This window comes from Nostoc sp. FACHB-888, from assembly GCF_014696655.1.
Classification (GTDB): Bacteria; Cyanobacteriota; Cyanobacteriia; order Cyanobacteriales; family Nostocaceae; genus Nostoc.
This window is the reverse complement of record NZ_JACJQM010000063.1, coordinates 1-15,562: the sequence shown is the minus strand read 5'-3', so window position 1 is coordinate 15,562 and position 15,562 is coordinate 1. Positions and strand designations below refer to the sequence as shown.

The 15,562-nt window shown below is 41.1% G+C and carries 9 protein-coding genes and 1 pseudogene; 3 read left to right on the top strand and 7 right to left on the bottom strand.

The window, feature by feature from the left end; genetic code table 11:
* Nucleotides 1-58 precede the first annotated feature (58 nt).
* Nucleotides 59-2,167 (top strand): acylase, encoded by a 2,109-nt coding sequence (locus H6G26_RS26835; protein ID WP_242053888.1) that lies wholly within the window; start codon nt 59-61, stop codon nt 2,165-2,167.
* A 189-nt stretch (nt 2,168-2,356) separates the two neighbouring features.
* Here the strand turns inward: H6G26_RS26835 and H6G26_RS26830 are convergent, their stop codons facing one another.
* Nucleotides 2,357-3,157: a hypothetical protein gene (locus H6G26_RS26830; RefSeq protein ID WP_190732914.1), complete on the bottom strand. Its 801-nt coding sequence runs from the start codon at nt 3,155-3,157 to the stop codon at nt 2,357-2,359.
* 222 nt (nt 3,158-3,379) lie between these two features.
* On the opposite strand from H6G26_RS26830, the gene H6G26_RS26825 reads away from it, so the two are divergent.
* Nucleotides 3,380-4,054 (top strand): glutathione S-transferase, encoded by a 675-nt coding sequence (locus tag H6G26_RS26825; protein ID WP_242053887.1) that lies wholly within the window; start codon nt 3,380-3,382, stop codon nt 4,052-4,054.
* Nucleotides 4,055-4,283: 229 nt separating this feature from the next.
* On the opposite strand, the gene H6G26_RS26820 is transcribed toward H6G26_RS26825, so the two are convergent.
* The 4 genes from H6G26_RS26820 to H6G26_RS26805 form a co-directional block, all read right to left on the bottom strand.
* The gene (locus H6G26_RS26820; RefSeq protein ID WP_190732911.1) at nt 4,284-4,688 is read right to left on the bottom strand and encodes a DUF4112 domain-containing protein; all 405 of its coding nucleotides are present in this window, start codon (nt 4,686-4,688) and stop codon (nt 4,284-4,286) included.
* Nucleotides 4,689-4,932: 244 nt separating this feature from the next.
* Nucleotides 4,933-6,069 carry an acyltransferase gene (locus H6G26_RS26815; protein WP_242053885.1) on the bottom strand — a complete coding sequence of 379 codons (1,137 nt, stop codon included), beginning with the start codon at nt 6,067-6,069 and terminating at the stop codon, nt 4,933-4,935.
* 112 nt (nt 6,070-6,181) lie between these two features.
* Nucleotides 6,182-7,240, bottom strand: a complete 1,059-nt coding sequence (locus H6G26_RS26810) for a VOC family protein (RefSeq protein WP_190732908.1) — start codon at nt 7,238-7,240, stop codon at nt 6,182-6,184.
* On the bottom strand, nt 7,230-7,850 hold the full coding sequence (locus H6G26_RS26805) for an rRNA large subunit pseudouridine synthase E (RefSeq protein ID WP_190732906.1): 621 nt from the start codon (nt 7,848-7,850) through the stop codon (nt 7,230-7,232). Before H6G26_RS26805 ends, H6G26_RS26810 begins: the two co-directional genes overlap by 11 nt.
* A 441-nt stretch (nt 7,851-8,291) precedes the next feature.
* On the opposite strand from H6G26_RS26805, the gene hisC reads away from it, so the two are divergent.
* Nucleotides 8,292-9,371 carry a histidinol-phosphate transaminase gene (gene hisC, locus H6G26_RS26800; RefSeq protein ID WP_190732904.1) on the top strand — a complete coding sequence of 360 codons (1,080 nt, stop codon included), beginning with the start codon at nt 8,292-8,294 and terminating at the stop codon, nt 9,369-9,371.
* Nucleotides 9,372-9,440: 69 nt separating this feature from the next.
* Here the strand turns inward: hisC and H6G26_RS26795 are convergent, their stop codons facing one another.
* Both H6G26_RS26795 and H6G26_RS26790 read right to left on the bottom strand, forming a co-directional pair.
* A complete protein-coding gene (locus H6G26_RS26795) occupies nt 9,441-14,894 on the bottom strand; it encodes an ATP-binding sensor histidine kinase (RefSeq protein WP_190732902.1) in 5,454 nt (1,817 codons plus the stop codon).
* 151 nt (nt 14,895-15,045) lie between these two features.
* Nucleotides 15,046-15,397, bottom strand: a pseudogene (locus tag H6G26_RS26790) (transposase); the annotation flags it as partial.
* Between the last annotated feature and the right edge of the window lie 165 nt (nt 15,398-15,562).

Here is a 15,562-nt window from a genome sequence, read left to right as displayed (position 1 = left end):
TTCTTATTAACGTGCTAAAACCCTAATGCTTATTAGCAAAATACAGTTTTTTAGTCTTATGGGTTTAAAGCGTTTTCGCAGTGGACGCTATATCATCAGAGTTTTTTCATTCTTACTCACTCTGATGTTTGTTTTGCTTATAGGAAGCCAAAGTTTTGGTTCCCCACCTAAATTAACTAAAACTGAAATACTTTGGGACACCTATGGTGTACCGCATATCTATGCTAAGGATAACCAAAGTGCCTTCCAATCTTTTGGTTGGGCCCAGATGCAGAGTCATGGTAACCTGCTTTTGCAGCTCTACGGTCAAGCACGGGGACGTGCTGCCGAATATTGGGGAGATGAGTACCTAGAATCAGATAAGTGGGTACAGACTGTGGGAGTACCAGAACGCTCCCATTCATGGTATCTGGCACAAAGTCGAGAGTTTCGCGGTTATCTTGATGCCTTTGCTGCTGGAATTAATGCTTATGCTCAAGAACATAAGGATCTGATTGCTGATGAAGTTGAGATCGTTTTGCCTGTTAAAGGCGAAGACGTGCTGGCTCATCAGATGCGGGTACTGAACTTCACATTTATTGTGAATCCAGAGCAAGTTGCAGATGTGAGTCAGAAGGAGACACAAGCAGGCTCTAACGGTTGGGCGATCGCCCCATCACATACAGAGAATGGTCATGCTATGCTCTTGGCCAACCCACATTTACCTTGGTCTGATTTATTTGTGTGGTATGAAGCACAGATTACTGCACCAGGAATCGATGCTTATGGAGCAACGCTAGTAGGTATTCCTGTTTTAGCGATCGCCTTCAACGATAATTTGGGTTGGACTCATACAGTAAATACTCTTGATGGATGGGATGCCTACGAACTAAAACTAGCTAACAATGGTTATCGCTTCGATGGCCAAGTCCGACCCTTTGAGACAAAAACCCTCTCTTTGAAAGTCAAACAAAAAAATGGGGCACTGCTCTCAGAAAAACTTTTAGTCCGAAGTTCTGTCCACGGGCCTGTCATATCGCGCAAAGACGGTAAAACTGTAGCACTGCGTGTTGTAGGTCTTGATAAACCACGTGTACTAGAGCAGTGGTGGGATATGGCACGCTCCCAAAACCTCACCCAGTTTCAAACTGTACTGAAACGGTTACAACTACCCATGTTCACGGTGATGTATGCAGACCGAGAAGGACACATCATGCACCTGTTCAACGGTCAAGTGCCAATTCGTCAAAAAGGCGATTTTGAATACTGGCAAGGTTTAATTCCCGGCGATACATCTAAAACCTTATGGACGAAAACTCATCCATATGAAGATTTGCCACGCGTAATTGACCCAAAAAGCGGCTGGTTGCAAAATACAAATGACCCACCTTGGACAACAACCTTCCCACAGGTTCTCGATCCAGATAATTATCCATCTTATATGGCACCACGCGGGCCAATATATTTTCGAGCGCAACGTTCCCTCAGGATGCTAACAGAGGATGACAAAATCTCTTTAGCTGAAATGATTTCTAATAAACAATCAACACGGATGGAACTGGCAGATCGGCTTTTGGATGACTTGATTCCGGCTATACGCAATTACAAAAGCGAATTAGCTAATCGATGTGCTGATGTACTGTCAGCTTGGGATCGGCAAGCAAATGCAGACAGTCGGGGTGCGGTATTATTCGCTTCTTGGGCTGACGCGATAGACTTAGATAGTGTATTTAGCAAACCCTGGAGTGAAAACTCCCCATTTACTACACCTGATGGTTTAGCTAATCCTCAAAGTGCAGTCACAACACTCTTAACTGTTGCAGCTAAGGTGGAAAAAGCTTATGGGTCTTTAGATGTAGCATGGGGAGATGTTTTCCGGCTCCAGTCTGGTGATATAGATTTGCCTGCAAATGGCGGTGATGGATATCTAGGCATTTTCCGCGTTCTCAATTTTGCCCCACTGTCAGATGGGCGCTTTAAATCTGTTGCTGGTGATTCATACGTTGCTGCAATTGAATTTTCTCAACCTGTAAAAGCGATGACACTGAACAGTTACGGTAATGCAACTCAACCAGGTTCACCTTATGTCGGCGACCAGTTGAAATTGTTAGCCCGCAAGCAGTTGCGACAAGTTTGGCGCTCGCGCCAAGACATCCTTAAGCATCTGGCTGAACGTAAGGCATTTTGACATACTCCCCCAAATAGAATGAGACTGTTGACGAGTTGATAGGGGTCTAACCCCTCAGCCCTAATCCGTCTTAATTTCATTGCGTTTCAACTAAGAGGCTCTTGGTTGGGGGCTATTAGCTGGGGGAAATGCCCCCTAACTCCTGCCGTGTAATGAAGGGGGGAAAATGTTCTTACGTCCCCCACTTCTTCACCAGTGGTTCTCGAACAGAAATGGGTTGAATCCCCTTGCTGTTTTATCCCCCTTGCTCCCTGCCCCCTGCACCCCTGCCTCTTTTTCAAAGACTAATGAACCGTCAGTTGATAGTACGATGTAGCGATAGTTACGTGGAGCCGACCGCCAAAATTGCCCCAATTGTTTGATATTGTAGCCATTGGGCACATTAATTTCAAAATAACCGTGTTCTGGAACCCAAGCGATCCACATCCCATTGTTCGCTTGACTATAGCCCATTCTATTCCAGAACAAATCGCGGATTGATCGCTCTTGCGTCTCGCTAATGGTTACACGCACCTGTCGCCAAGACGGACGGCCAGCGTTCCGCAGAGCTTCACGCTTCAAGTTATCGGGTAGCGATCGCGCGATACTGTTGTAATACCAGCTATAACGTGCCTTCTCTGTTAACATATCAAACCGTGTACAAGCGTCATACACCGCCGAAAGCAAGCGGCCATCACTAGCATAAACGCTATGCAAGTAATTACCAAGTCGTAGCAAATTGAGGGCTTCTTGTTTGTATGAGCCACGCAGCTGATCGAAACTTGGAGCTAGGGTGATACGAGCGCCTTGCAAGCGTTCATACACTTTTGTTGTACCCCAAGGGTAAGTTTGTTGGCGCTGTAATTCGTCCCAACGTTGCTGCACTTGTGGTTGCACTTCCTCAAGCGGCTGAACAGATGCAGGACAGTTGGCTTGAACTTTTGGTATAGCAACTAAAAAGTTAAGTGTAGAGGCGATTGGTAATATCCACAGAAGTTTTTGGTATAACATATCACTTAAAATGTAAGATTTGAACTAGAGATTTCCAAGATTAATACTTTTATCTACAAGCCCAACTATAGATTTACTAAAAGATAGGGGAGAAGTAGGGGAAGTGCAATTGTGCAAAGCTCAATCATCAGAAAACTGCCAGCATGAAATATATCCAACATCTTTGATACCCAAGACAACCACCAGATAGATGAAGCGTGGAGAAACTGATGATAATTTGAGATGAGCAAAAGCAGAGAACAAAAAGTAGCTATTATGATCGTTGTCCATCATCTCAACAACTCGCGATCGCAGCGCGTGTTATGGCTGCTTGAAGAATTAGGTATCGAATACGAAATTAAGTTCTACGAACGCGACCAGAAAACGATGCTGGCACCAGCATCGCTACGCGAAGTCCATCCACTCGGTAAGTCACCAGTGATTACTGACGCAGAAGAGACTATTGCTGAGTCGGGGGCGATCATTGAATACATAGTAAGCCGCTACGGCAATGGTCGGCTAATCCCGCCATCCGATACGCCGGAGCGTCTGCGCTATACGTATTGGCTGCATTACGCTGAAGGATCTGCAATGCCACCTCTAGTAATGAACCTTGTCTTCAATCTTTTTGATACAGGAGGCAGCAGCGTAAATGAAGGATTTATCGCACCCCAGATTAAGCTTCACTTTGACTACATAGAAGGTGAACTTTGTAAGAGTACGTGGTTTGTAGGCGAAGAATTTACTGCCGCCGATATCCAAATGAGCTTTCCTCTGGAAATAGTCGCTATGCAAGCCGAACTCATCTTAAGCCGACCTAAGATTAAGGAATTTATCGAGCGCATCCATGCACGACCTGCTTACGAACGCGCCCTAAAACGTGGGGGTACATACGACTTCGCAAACAGCATTCAATAATTCTCGTACCTCGACAATGGTGCAAAGTTCATGCATAGAAGCGATCGCATTTGTTGAGGTAATGAGTGGTTTTTGAGAGAAACTAGAATTAAGCTCAATTAATCAAGATAGCAAACTGCGATCGCCTACTTTCATTACGCAGCCTATTCTGCTGCTATGCCGATAGCCTACCCCTATAAAGAAGTAAGCTAGGCACAGCGCCTTATAAAGTACATCATAAACCACCAACTTAAACTCGACTGAACTTACTCTTGTCAAGTTCATCAGACACTTCTTTAAGTTCCGGTTCAACCACTGTCAAATGTTGCTCTAAAATTGCCAAATTGCGAATATTAGACTTATAAAAAGCATCAAATAAATCACCCACAAAAGGCACAGTACCAACGACTGTTTCCAAACCAACATTAAAAATCATTTTGGCTAAGTCTTGACGTGGGATGCCAAAACGGGTTGCTAAAAATATGATGTAAGCTGAAAACCCTGTACTGATTAAATCACCAGCACCTGGAACCAAACCGATAATTGGGTCTATTCCAATATGAAAACGTGTTAAAGGGATGCGTATAGATGTATCCATCAAACGACTGAGTTTGCGGATGCGATTAAGAGTATTAAGGCGTTTAGCAGCGTCCATAATTTTAGATATTTACACTAGTTTTAACTTGCACCATTTTTAGTTATTAGTCTTGTACCCTTAGAAAGAAAAATCGTTACGACTGCCTAGAAAGCAGATATATGGATGCTCCAGTGTATTGCAATGCCTGTGGCGGTAAACTACGCTCTATTATTGCTTATGGCTAAAATTAATTTAGAAATTTAGAATAGCTAAAACGGGTATCTGATAGCATCGAGCTTTCCGTCCCAACTACCGAATTTTTTTACTTTAAAAATAAAATAGATAGCAAGTCGGAATTTTTTTGACCAACTTTCGTTTTTGCAATTACCTGAAAAACTGCTTGTTTTTGAAGATATGTAATCGCTATTGCTCCGAATGCAACTACTAAAAAAGATACAGTAAAGTTGCTAGTTAGTTCGGGGAGATATTCTGCAATTAAGTTTTGCCAATAATACACAAATAAAATATGCCACAAATATATCCATAAGGAAGATGAACTGATAAAAACAATCAACCTAATCAATAAATTATCCCGTTCTAATAAATTGTGTTTCACAGACAACTTGTCAACTATAAAATATGCTAACATAGACATAAAAACTCCATAAGAAACATAGTAGCTTTTTGCAGGATACTTAAAGTTTTCATTTGAAATAAAATGTCCTAATGTATGGTAAAAATAAACAGCTTGCAACAGAAATAAGCTTAAAAATAATCCAGATATTAATAATATGGATTTGCTTCTAAGTTTGGGTATAATCATACCTAAGCCAAATAAGCATCCGTAGGGAAGAAGATAAAATAAATAATCGTTGATTATTGCATCGAGGAAAATTATCCGCTTCCAAAAGCTGAAACGTTGAGTTAAAATAAGTAAAAATTCATATCCTAAATAAGTTAATGACAGTAAAGTTAAAAATTTAACTTCAGATTTGCATAGTCTATATATATATAGTGAGAAGTTTGCAAAAAGTGCCACTAGAGTAAATACACGAATTATCCATACATAACCAATACCTTTTAGCAGTAAAAAGGTTTCTAATATTTTCTGGGAAGAAAATGGATAAGGTTTAGAAAGAAAAGAAAATATAATATAAGTTGCAATAAAGTAAAAAATAAGGAATAACCATACCGGAGCAATCAAACGCGGCAATCTTTTTTTTACATAACTCCAAAAAGATATTTGCTTGTTGCCGGATGAATAGGCATAAAGTGCCCCCGATACAACAACCATCAAAGGAACATCGAAACGTCTAAGATGAAAAAAAACATTGTTTTCAGGGCCAATATGGGCAAAAATAATACAAAATAGCCCGATAGTTTTCAAAATATCAAATCTAATATCTCGCTGATTTTTGCTTTTTTTCTCTAATATATTACTCAATAATTTATTACTCAATTTATGACTCCTTGATTAGGTATATACAAACATTTTTAAATAATCTCGACTTCGTCTTTGTCAACGGCAAAGTATATTGAACAAACTCAGAAAAAAACGGCGTGCAAGTCTCTCAGCCCACTATATCTGCACTGGAGTTACCTTCTAACAAAGTCCAGAAGTAACCATCTGGCGCAACGAAGGAAAAACTTGTCTCGCCAAACTCATTACTAATGATATCTGTAACTTTTTGTACAGTACTTGCTTTGATGCGATCGCAATACTCCTGTATTCCTTTAACCCGATAGGTATATAAAGACATACCTAAGCTACCGGGTTGGGCTGCCTCAAAACGCGATTCTAAATTAATCTTTTCTGGGAACCGAATGATATAAAGTCTACCACTGCGTGCAGCCATCAGGTCAGATTTAGAAGAACGAGGATCATCAAAGGTAGTGACAATAAATTTTTCACCAGGGTTAAGGTCAAAAATATCTTTACCTGCTGGCGAAGATTCATAGCTAGTTTCGACATCATCACGCACACGCAGCAAACCCAAAACTTCTTCATAAAACTTCAGCGTTTCTTTGCTGTCATCTTGAACGATGATTCCCATGTGGGTAAACTGACTAGTCTTGAGTGCAGCATTATGGTTAACTTGTCCATAGTGCGGCAGCGTATAGCCAAACCGTTGAAATAAAACCTGTCGAGCTAATGGTTGCAGTAGTAGCATTTCTCGTACGCCAACTGCTGGCTCAATAAAAGGACGGCTTTTTCTCTCTTTGTTGTAGATGACTTCCCAATAAGGGTTAGTGTACCTAATTGGCAAACCTGCCGCTTTTGCATCCTCTATATGATTTAAGATACTTAATACATCCGCAGTTAAGCTTGTTGCCCAGCGATTTCCTTTAATTTTCATCGACGCGATTCCTAAACCTTGATGGGTGGGATTTTGCCAAACCATCAGCCGAATCAAACCATGATCTGAATTTTGGTGGTAGAGGCGAATTGAGCGTAAAGATGAATTCACCCCATATAATTGATTGGCTACATCTGCGGTTAATTCACCCATTTCACCAATGCGATAGCCAAATTGCTCCCAATATTGAATTGCAGAGATTGGCTCCGAGATGCCGATACAGACTTCATAAATACCTTCAATTGCGGTTTGTTGTTTGTTGTTATAGAGCATTCGCCTTTGGAGGAAAACTTTTTGATTTACTGAAATTATGCAGAAATTGAAGTTCAGATGTGGTAAGGTCGCGCCATTGACCCAATTGTAGGTCATCCAATTGTAGGTGGGCTATGCTGATCCTCACCAGTCGCAAAGTCGGAAACCCAACAGCCGCAGTCATACGCCGTACTTGGCGGTTTTTTCCCTCTGTTAATGTCATTTCTAACCAAGCTGTCGGTACATTTTTGCGGAATCTAATCGGTGGGGTGCGTTCTGGTAGCTGTGGTTCTTGTGGTAACAGCCTAACTTCTGCTGGCTGAGTCCGGTAATCTTGAATTTCCACACCAGTTTGCAACCTTTTTATCGCATCTGCATCTGGAATTCGCTCTACCTGTACCCAGTAAGTACGTTTATGACCAAAACGCGGATGGGCAAGGCGATGTTGCAATTGTCCATCGTTCGTTAACAGCAGCAAACCTTCACTATCCCAGTCTAAGCGTCCCACAGGATACACATTAGGTACATCAATATAATCTTTCAGGGTGCTATGTGTGGGAGCATCTTTTGTAAACTGGCTGAGAACGCCATAGGGTTTGTAAAAAATAATATATCGGTAATGATTTGTCATTTGTCATTTGTCATTTGTTATTGGGCATTAATCAATAATTCTTCCCCTGCCCCCCAATACGGTTCGGATAAGACTCGATCCCCCCAACCCCCCTTGAAAAGGGGGGGCTAAAAATGGCTCTATTTCCCCCTTTTTAAGGGGGACTAAGGGGGATCTTTAAGGCCTATGCACCTTAACCGAACCGTATTGCCCTGCTCCCTACTCCCTCTCAATGCTTCTGGGTTAAGCCCAAAATCAGGTAGATTAACAGTTATTCCTTAACAGATAATACCTTTTCTGCGGAACACTACGCGTAGCTTGCTTGCCTTGAACCAAGGATTGAGTGCATAGTGAACTCCTAACTCTGCCAATTTTAGATTTTGGATTTTCGATTTAAGAAGAATCTAAAATTTAAAATCTAAAATCCAAAATTGAATCTGTTTGTTCCATATCTCATGCTCTATGACCAACTATTTTCGCTCTAATGTAGATGCAATGGCTAGCTACATTCCTGGTGAGCAGCCTCAACGCGGTACAAAGATAATAAAACTCAACAGTAACGAGAACCCCTATCCTCCTTCGCCTGCGGCACTAGCTGTGTTACGGAATATCGATGGCGAGTGGTTGCGACGGTATCCAGAACCTTTCGGGGGGGAGTTCCGGCAAGCTGCAAGTAAAGTTTTAGGTGTTCCTAGCGATTGGATAATTGTGGGAAATGGCAGTGACGAATTGTTGAGCGTGATAATTAGAGCCTGTGCAGAACCTGGGAAGAAGGTAGTTTATCCGATGCCAACTTACGTGCTATATCGCACATTAACAGAAATGCAAGCTGCGGAAATTACTGAGATTTTTTACAGCGATGACTACAGTTTACCTTTGAAAGAACTGGTTGCTGCCAATGGTTCTGTGACATTTATTGCATCGCCTAATAGTCCATCGGGGCATATAGTACCAACAAATGATCTGCGAAAATTAGCCAGCCAGTTATCTGGAGTTTTAGTGATTGACGAGGCATATGTGGATTTTACCGAAGAGAATGCATTAGCTTTGGTAAATGACTACGAAAACGTCATCATAATTCGCACACTTTCTAAAGGGTACTCGTTGGCAGGGTTGCGGCTGGGATTTGGGGTGGCAAATCCCAAGCTGTTGCAGGGATTGTTTAAGGTGAAAGATAGCTATAACATTGATGCGATCGCTTGTGCAATTGGCACGGCTGCTATTACCGATCAAGCTTATAAAAATGCTTGTGTGGCAAAGATTAAAGCATCACGGGCTAAGTTAGCAACAGACTTAAAACAATTAGATTTTCACATTTGGGATTCCCAAACTAACTTTTTACTGGTACAGCCAAGAGAAGGAAACGCAGAATATCTCTATCAAAAGCTGAAGGAACGGGGAATTTTAATCCGCTACTTCAAGCAGCCTGGACTAGATGATAAATTACGCATTACTGTTGGTACTGATGAACAAAATCAGGCTTTAGTGGAGGCATTAATTTATTTGTTAGAGGCAGGGAGCAGGGAGAGAAACAAGGGTTAACTGAACTGTATTGAGATATAAAGTATGTTTTACTCGTGACTTTTGATAGTAATATCTCTTCTCCTTCAATTAGACGCTCAGGGCTTCTAGCCTTGCCTGAAGCGGGATAGAGACAATAAATTCAGCTCCTTTTCCTAAAACCGATGCACACTCCAACTGTCCTCGATGCTTATTAGTCACAATCTGGTAACTGATAGATAGCCCTAAACCAGTGCCTTTACCAACAGGTTTGGTGGTAAAAAAGGGTGTGAAGAGTTGCCGTCGCACATTTTCACTGATACCAGAACCGTTGTCAGCAATGCGGATGACGGCAAAATCGCCTTCAGCAGTAGTACGAATTGTAATGATACTTGGCTGACGTGCGATATCGGCATAAGTTCGATGTTCGTTAAATTCTTCCAAAGAGTCGATCGCATTTGCGATTAAATTCATAAATACTTGATTCAGTTGCCCAGGATAACATTCTACAGGTGGGAGATTACCGTACTCTTGTATTACCTGAATTCCTGGATGATCTGGTTGGGGTTTAAGCCGATTTTGCAAAATCATCAGAGTGCTATCAATGCCCTCATGGATATCAACGGCTTTGACTCCAGCTTCGTCTAGGCGGGAAAAGTTTCTTAAAGATAATACAATCTGGCGAATGCGATCAGTTCCCACTTTCATTGAAGCCAAAAGCTTAGGCAAGTCTTCCATCAAAAAATCTAAGTCAAATTCATCTATTTCATTCTGAACTTTAGGTGGTAAATTTTGGTTTTGCTGCTGATAAAGTTGTACTACACTCATCAAGTCTTTGACATAATTATTCACGTAAGTAAGGTTGCCGTAGATAAAGCTGACTGGGTTATTGATTTCGTGAGCAACACCTGCCACCAATTGCCCCAGGCTAGACATTTTTTCGCTTTGCACCATCTGTGACTGAGTGAGCTTCAATTCATCAAGCGTCTGCTCTAGCTGCTTTGCTTTCTCATGCGCTTGTGTTTCCGAAATCTCTAACTCCTGGGAGTATATATGCAAATTTGTGTAGAGCCGAGCATTTTCTATAGAAATGGAAACTTGCGAAGTCAATAAGTTCAGTACTTCTAATCGCTCTGCGGTAAAGACTCCGGTAGTGAGGTTATTTTCCAGGTAAAGAACCCCAGTTAGCTTACCCTGATGAGAGAAAGGCAAACACAAAATTGATTTGGGTTGATTGGCAACAATATAGTTGTCACTTGCAAAACGCTCTGTGTGGCTAGCATCGTCTAAAACCAAATTTTCTTTTGTTCTCTCAACATAGTTAATCAACAAAGCTGGTAGTTTATGTTTTACTTGAAACAGACTCGACGATCGCACCGTCACTTGATCTCGATCAATGCTTCCTTCGGCTTCAATCACCCACTGGTTCTCCCGTTTTACAAGTAGATAACCCATTTGGGCCCCAGCATTCTCGATCGCGATCGTCATCATCTTCTCTAACAGCCGACTTAGCTCCATCTCGCTTGAGAGCGCCTGCGATGCTTTAATCGCTGTGCTGATATCTAGAGCTTGGGTTTTAGCTTCAGAACTATCCCGAATCTGCTTTGTACCCGTACCTCGCCCAGTTACCTCCCCGACTGTATCTGTAAAAAGCTGGGAATATTGTTCGTCCAGTTGCCCGACTTTACCCGTAGCTTCCCACTTGAGATAGCGATAGCGGGCTTCTTTGAAATAAATTTTGGCAAAGTTTTGCCTATCCTTGGCTAAGTAAAATCGAAATGCCAATTCGTTTGCTAAGGCTTCATTTTGTAAATAACCGTTTTCGGCAGCAGAAGCGATCGCCTTGTCATATAGCTCCATTGCCTGATAATCTTGCTGGTAAATCCGAGCAATTTCAGCTTGAATCAGCAGTAATTTGTGTTGATAATTGGTTGGGCAGTGGATTGCCCATTGTTGGAATTTTTCTAAGTTGGTATTTAGTTTATCCAGATAAACAACTTGAGTTGCGGTATCTGCCTCTGCATAAGCCCCAGCCAAGGCAATACTTTGGTGAAAGTAGAAAACAGGATTAATAAAAATTCCTCGCGCTCCCCCAACAAATTTTTCGGCATTCTCTGCATACTCAACAGCTTTGGTATACTCTCCATACCAGTTACAGAGCGCAAGTTTATAGATGTAAACTACAAATGCGGTTAACATATCCGAAGATGCTTGTGCAAACTCTAGCACTTGCCGTTCATCTGCCCAAGTTCCAATAAGCTCGTCAATCTTGCCTGCTGGCTTAGTCAGGTTAGCGATCGCTTCCATAGCCAGCAGATGGTAGTTCAACATATTTCTGTCAATTTTGCGGAGGCTAGGAATAAAATCTTCGGCTACTTCTGCGGTTTTTTCTAAAGATTCATTCCCAAATAAGCATTGCCATAAAAAATTAACTGAACAATAACCAGACCATTGATAAGAGCCTGTTTCTAAACCACTATTAAATCCCTTCAATAAATGAGGTTTTGCCTGGCTAATATGGTCTTTGTAATGACAGATTAAACCTCCCCACATATTCAAAATATTTGCTTCTAATTCTTTCGTTCTTAAAATCTCATGCAAACGCAGAGATAGTTGACCAAACTCATAACCCGAATCTACCTCGCCATATTGAAATACTAAGTTGAAAGAATACAGCATATAACCAAATACCGAAATTGGTGAGTTGCCATACTGAACAGAAAGTTGAGTTATATTCATCGATGTGATGTGCAACGCTTTAGATCCTAAAAAGTAGGCAATGGGCCAGATTTCTTTTAAGATGCGTTGAGCCATTAACTTCTCTTCGTCTTGCATTGGCGGTAGTTCTGCAAGACTAAAAGTTGAGCGATCGCCAATAACTTCCTTGGTATGATTAAGTTTTTCTAACAAATATGCATCATCGGGATAAGCTGTAAACTCCAAGCCTAAAAGCTCTAAGGTATTTAGCCCAATTTTATAGGCGGAGTTTAAATCGTTCTCCATTCGATAACACATAATCCGATATTCATTTACCCGACACATATCAAGAGTAGTTTTAACCTGGTTGAAAGTCTGCTCAAAAACCAGCAAAGCCTCCTCATATTTCCCATTTAAAAATTCTGCTTCCCCAACTTGTAAATATAAAGTTAATGTAAGCAAATAATTATCTTGCCAGCTATTTTTAGGTAGATAACTCATACCTGTTTCTAGCAACTTGAGTGCAGTTACAAATGCCGAAGATGATTTTGCTCGCTGACCTGCTTTTAGATTTAATTCTGCCAGTTCATATCTTTCTGCTGGTTCCACAATCAATGAGCTACCAGCATTGAGATGGTTGACGATATCAAAAAGATGTTCTTCTAACTGGGCTTTTTCAGTATTGTGTAATAGTAATTTTCCAATTTTCAGATGTACTTCTTGTTGCTGACCAGTTGGAATTAAAGAATAGGCAGCTTGCTGAACGCGATCGTGCAAAAACTTATAGTCAACTTGTACGGCAGTATCGCAGTATGTTGCCAATTCTGACTGATTCAACAACTGAGGAATTTTGTAAGTATCGCTTAAGGGAAGAATTAATCCCGCCCTCAAAGCTTCCCATAAATCAACTGCTGTTGCTGATGGGGATTTTTCGTTTACTACAGCTAGAATTTCTAAATTAAATCGGTTGCCAACACAAGCAGCTAACTGTAAAACTTGCTGCGTCGGTTCTGACAGCCTCTGAATTTTCTTCACCATTAAATTGACAACATTATCGGTAATGGCTTGTTCCTGAATTTTGTTGAGATCCCACTTCCAAAAGCCCAAACGATAATCAAATGTTAAAAGATTATCTTGATGCAATACTTTTAGTAACTGAGTCAAGAAAAAGGGATTACCTTGAGTTTTTTGAAATAGCAAATCAGCTAAAGGTTTTGCCTGAGATAATTCGCAATTGAACGTGTCAGTAACCAGTTGAGTAATATGAGGTGCTGCTAATGGCTTCAAAAGTAACTCTTCAACGGTTGCCCCAAATGCTTGAATTGTCTCTAGCATTAGCATCAGTGGATGCGTAGGGCTAACTTCGTTATCTCGGTAAGCCCCAATCAGCAAGAGATACTGACTTTCTGGGTCAGTCATCAGATTCTCGACCAGGTTCACAGAGGCAGCATCGGCCCATTGGAGGTCATCTAAAAACAGTACTAAGGGGTGTTCAGCAGCAGTAAAGACATGGATAAATTGCTTAAACACCCGATTAAAACGGTTTTGAGACTCAGCAACCCCCAACTGCGGTACAGGCGCTTGCGGTCCAATAATCAGTTCTACTTCCGGGATGACATCAATAATAATTTGACCATTAACTCCCAATGCTCGTAGTAATTTATTTTTCCAAACCTCAACTCTGGCTTGGCTTTCAGCTAACAGTTGTCGCATCAATTCTCGAAATGCTTGAATCAAAGAAGCATAAGGAATATCTCGCTTAAGTTGGTCAAATTTGCCACCGATAAAGTAACCTCGTTGCCGCACAATCGGTTTGTGAACTTCGTTAACTAGTGAAGATTTGCCAATACCTGAGTATCCTCCTACCAACACAATTTCGCTAGAACCAAGGCTAACTTTTTCAAAGGCAGCCATTAAAGTTGCCACTTCTACTTCCCGACCGTAAAGTTTTTGGGCTATTTGGAATTGATGCGAAAAATCTTGCTGGCCTAAGGTAAAAAGCTCAATGCTGCCTTTTCTTTGCAGTTGTATCGCTGCTTGCTCTAGGTCAGCCTTTAACCCGTAAGCACTTTGGTAGCGGTCTTCAGCAGTTTTGCTTAGAAGTTTCATAGCGATCGCAGAGATTGCCAGTGGTACATTAGGATTAATCTCGTGCGGAGCTACTGGAATTTTCGCAATGTGACAATGCACCAACTCTATTGGGTCTTGAGCATTATGGAAGGGGAGCTGACCCGTTAACATTTCGTAAAAAATAACACCTAATGAGTAAAAATCTGTACGATAATCTAAGGTTCGATTAATGCGTCCAGTTTGCTCTGGCGACATATAAGCCAGCGTTCCTTCTAGGAGGTTGAGGCTACTGATTTCTGGGCTTTCTTTTGACAGCAGCGAAGCGATACTGAAGTCAATTAACTTTATTTTTTCGGTATTGGGATTATAAAGAATGTTTTCGGGCTGAAGATCCTTATGGATAATGTGGTGGGTATGTAACTCTCCCAAAGTCTCAGTAATTTGACGAGCAATGTTGAGAAATTTCGTAAGTTCAAAGCCTGTATTAGATATCTGAACTTTTAAAGATTCTCCACCAAAGTCTTCTAAAACAAGTGCTAGACCATTACTGTAGCCATTGTCGTAACTAATTAATTCATGAGCTTTGATTACACCTATAATATTCAAGTTTTGAATAATTTCGTATTCGTGCTTTATCTGAGCAATCTCTTTGACAGTAGGATACTCTGCTTTGAGCAGTTTGATGACAACTGAGTACCCGTTCACCTTGGAGTATGCTCGATAAATTATTGTGGCAGAAGCTTCATAAATTAAACTTGCAACACTATAGTCCGGAATGCGAGCAATTAATCTAAACATTATTACTTGTTTGAATGTTAATTTATAATTGGATTTTGGTGATTATTATAATATTCCCAAAATTCAAGTTAAGTTAACTCTTCAAATACTAGGTGATATCAAATTAGGTAGCATCTGAATAATTCAAAAACGGCTCCAGACCTTGAGGGCGCGAGTCAAAAGTCTCAAACCCGAAGAGCATAATTTCTAAAAGCTTCATCAATTAAATCAACAAACACTTCACCAATCGCTTGGTTGTGAAGGCCTGGAAGTTGAATTAATTTTTTGAAGTGACGGCGTAGATGCCCTAAACACTTCTGTTGGACAACAACTTGATAGCCATTGTAAACACTAAAATCATCGCTGCTAAGTACCCCTGTATATTTAGCTCCTAAAATTGTCTCTAATTCGGATCGTGAACGAGTGTCAGCAGCAGTAAACAGGCAGAAATCAGAATTGGCAACTACCCACAACCATTCTTTGATTCCTTTGACTGACCAAGGCGTTTCATCCACATGAATGTTAGAGGATGTTTGAAAAGTCCTCATCTTGGTAGCAAAACGTTTTAGATCCCCCTAAATCCCCCTTAAAAAGGGGGACTCTGATTCCGGTTCCCCCCTTTTTAAGGGGGGTTAGGGGGGATCAATAAGTGCCTAAAATCACAGCCAACCACTTTTCAAACAACCTCT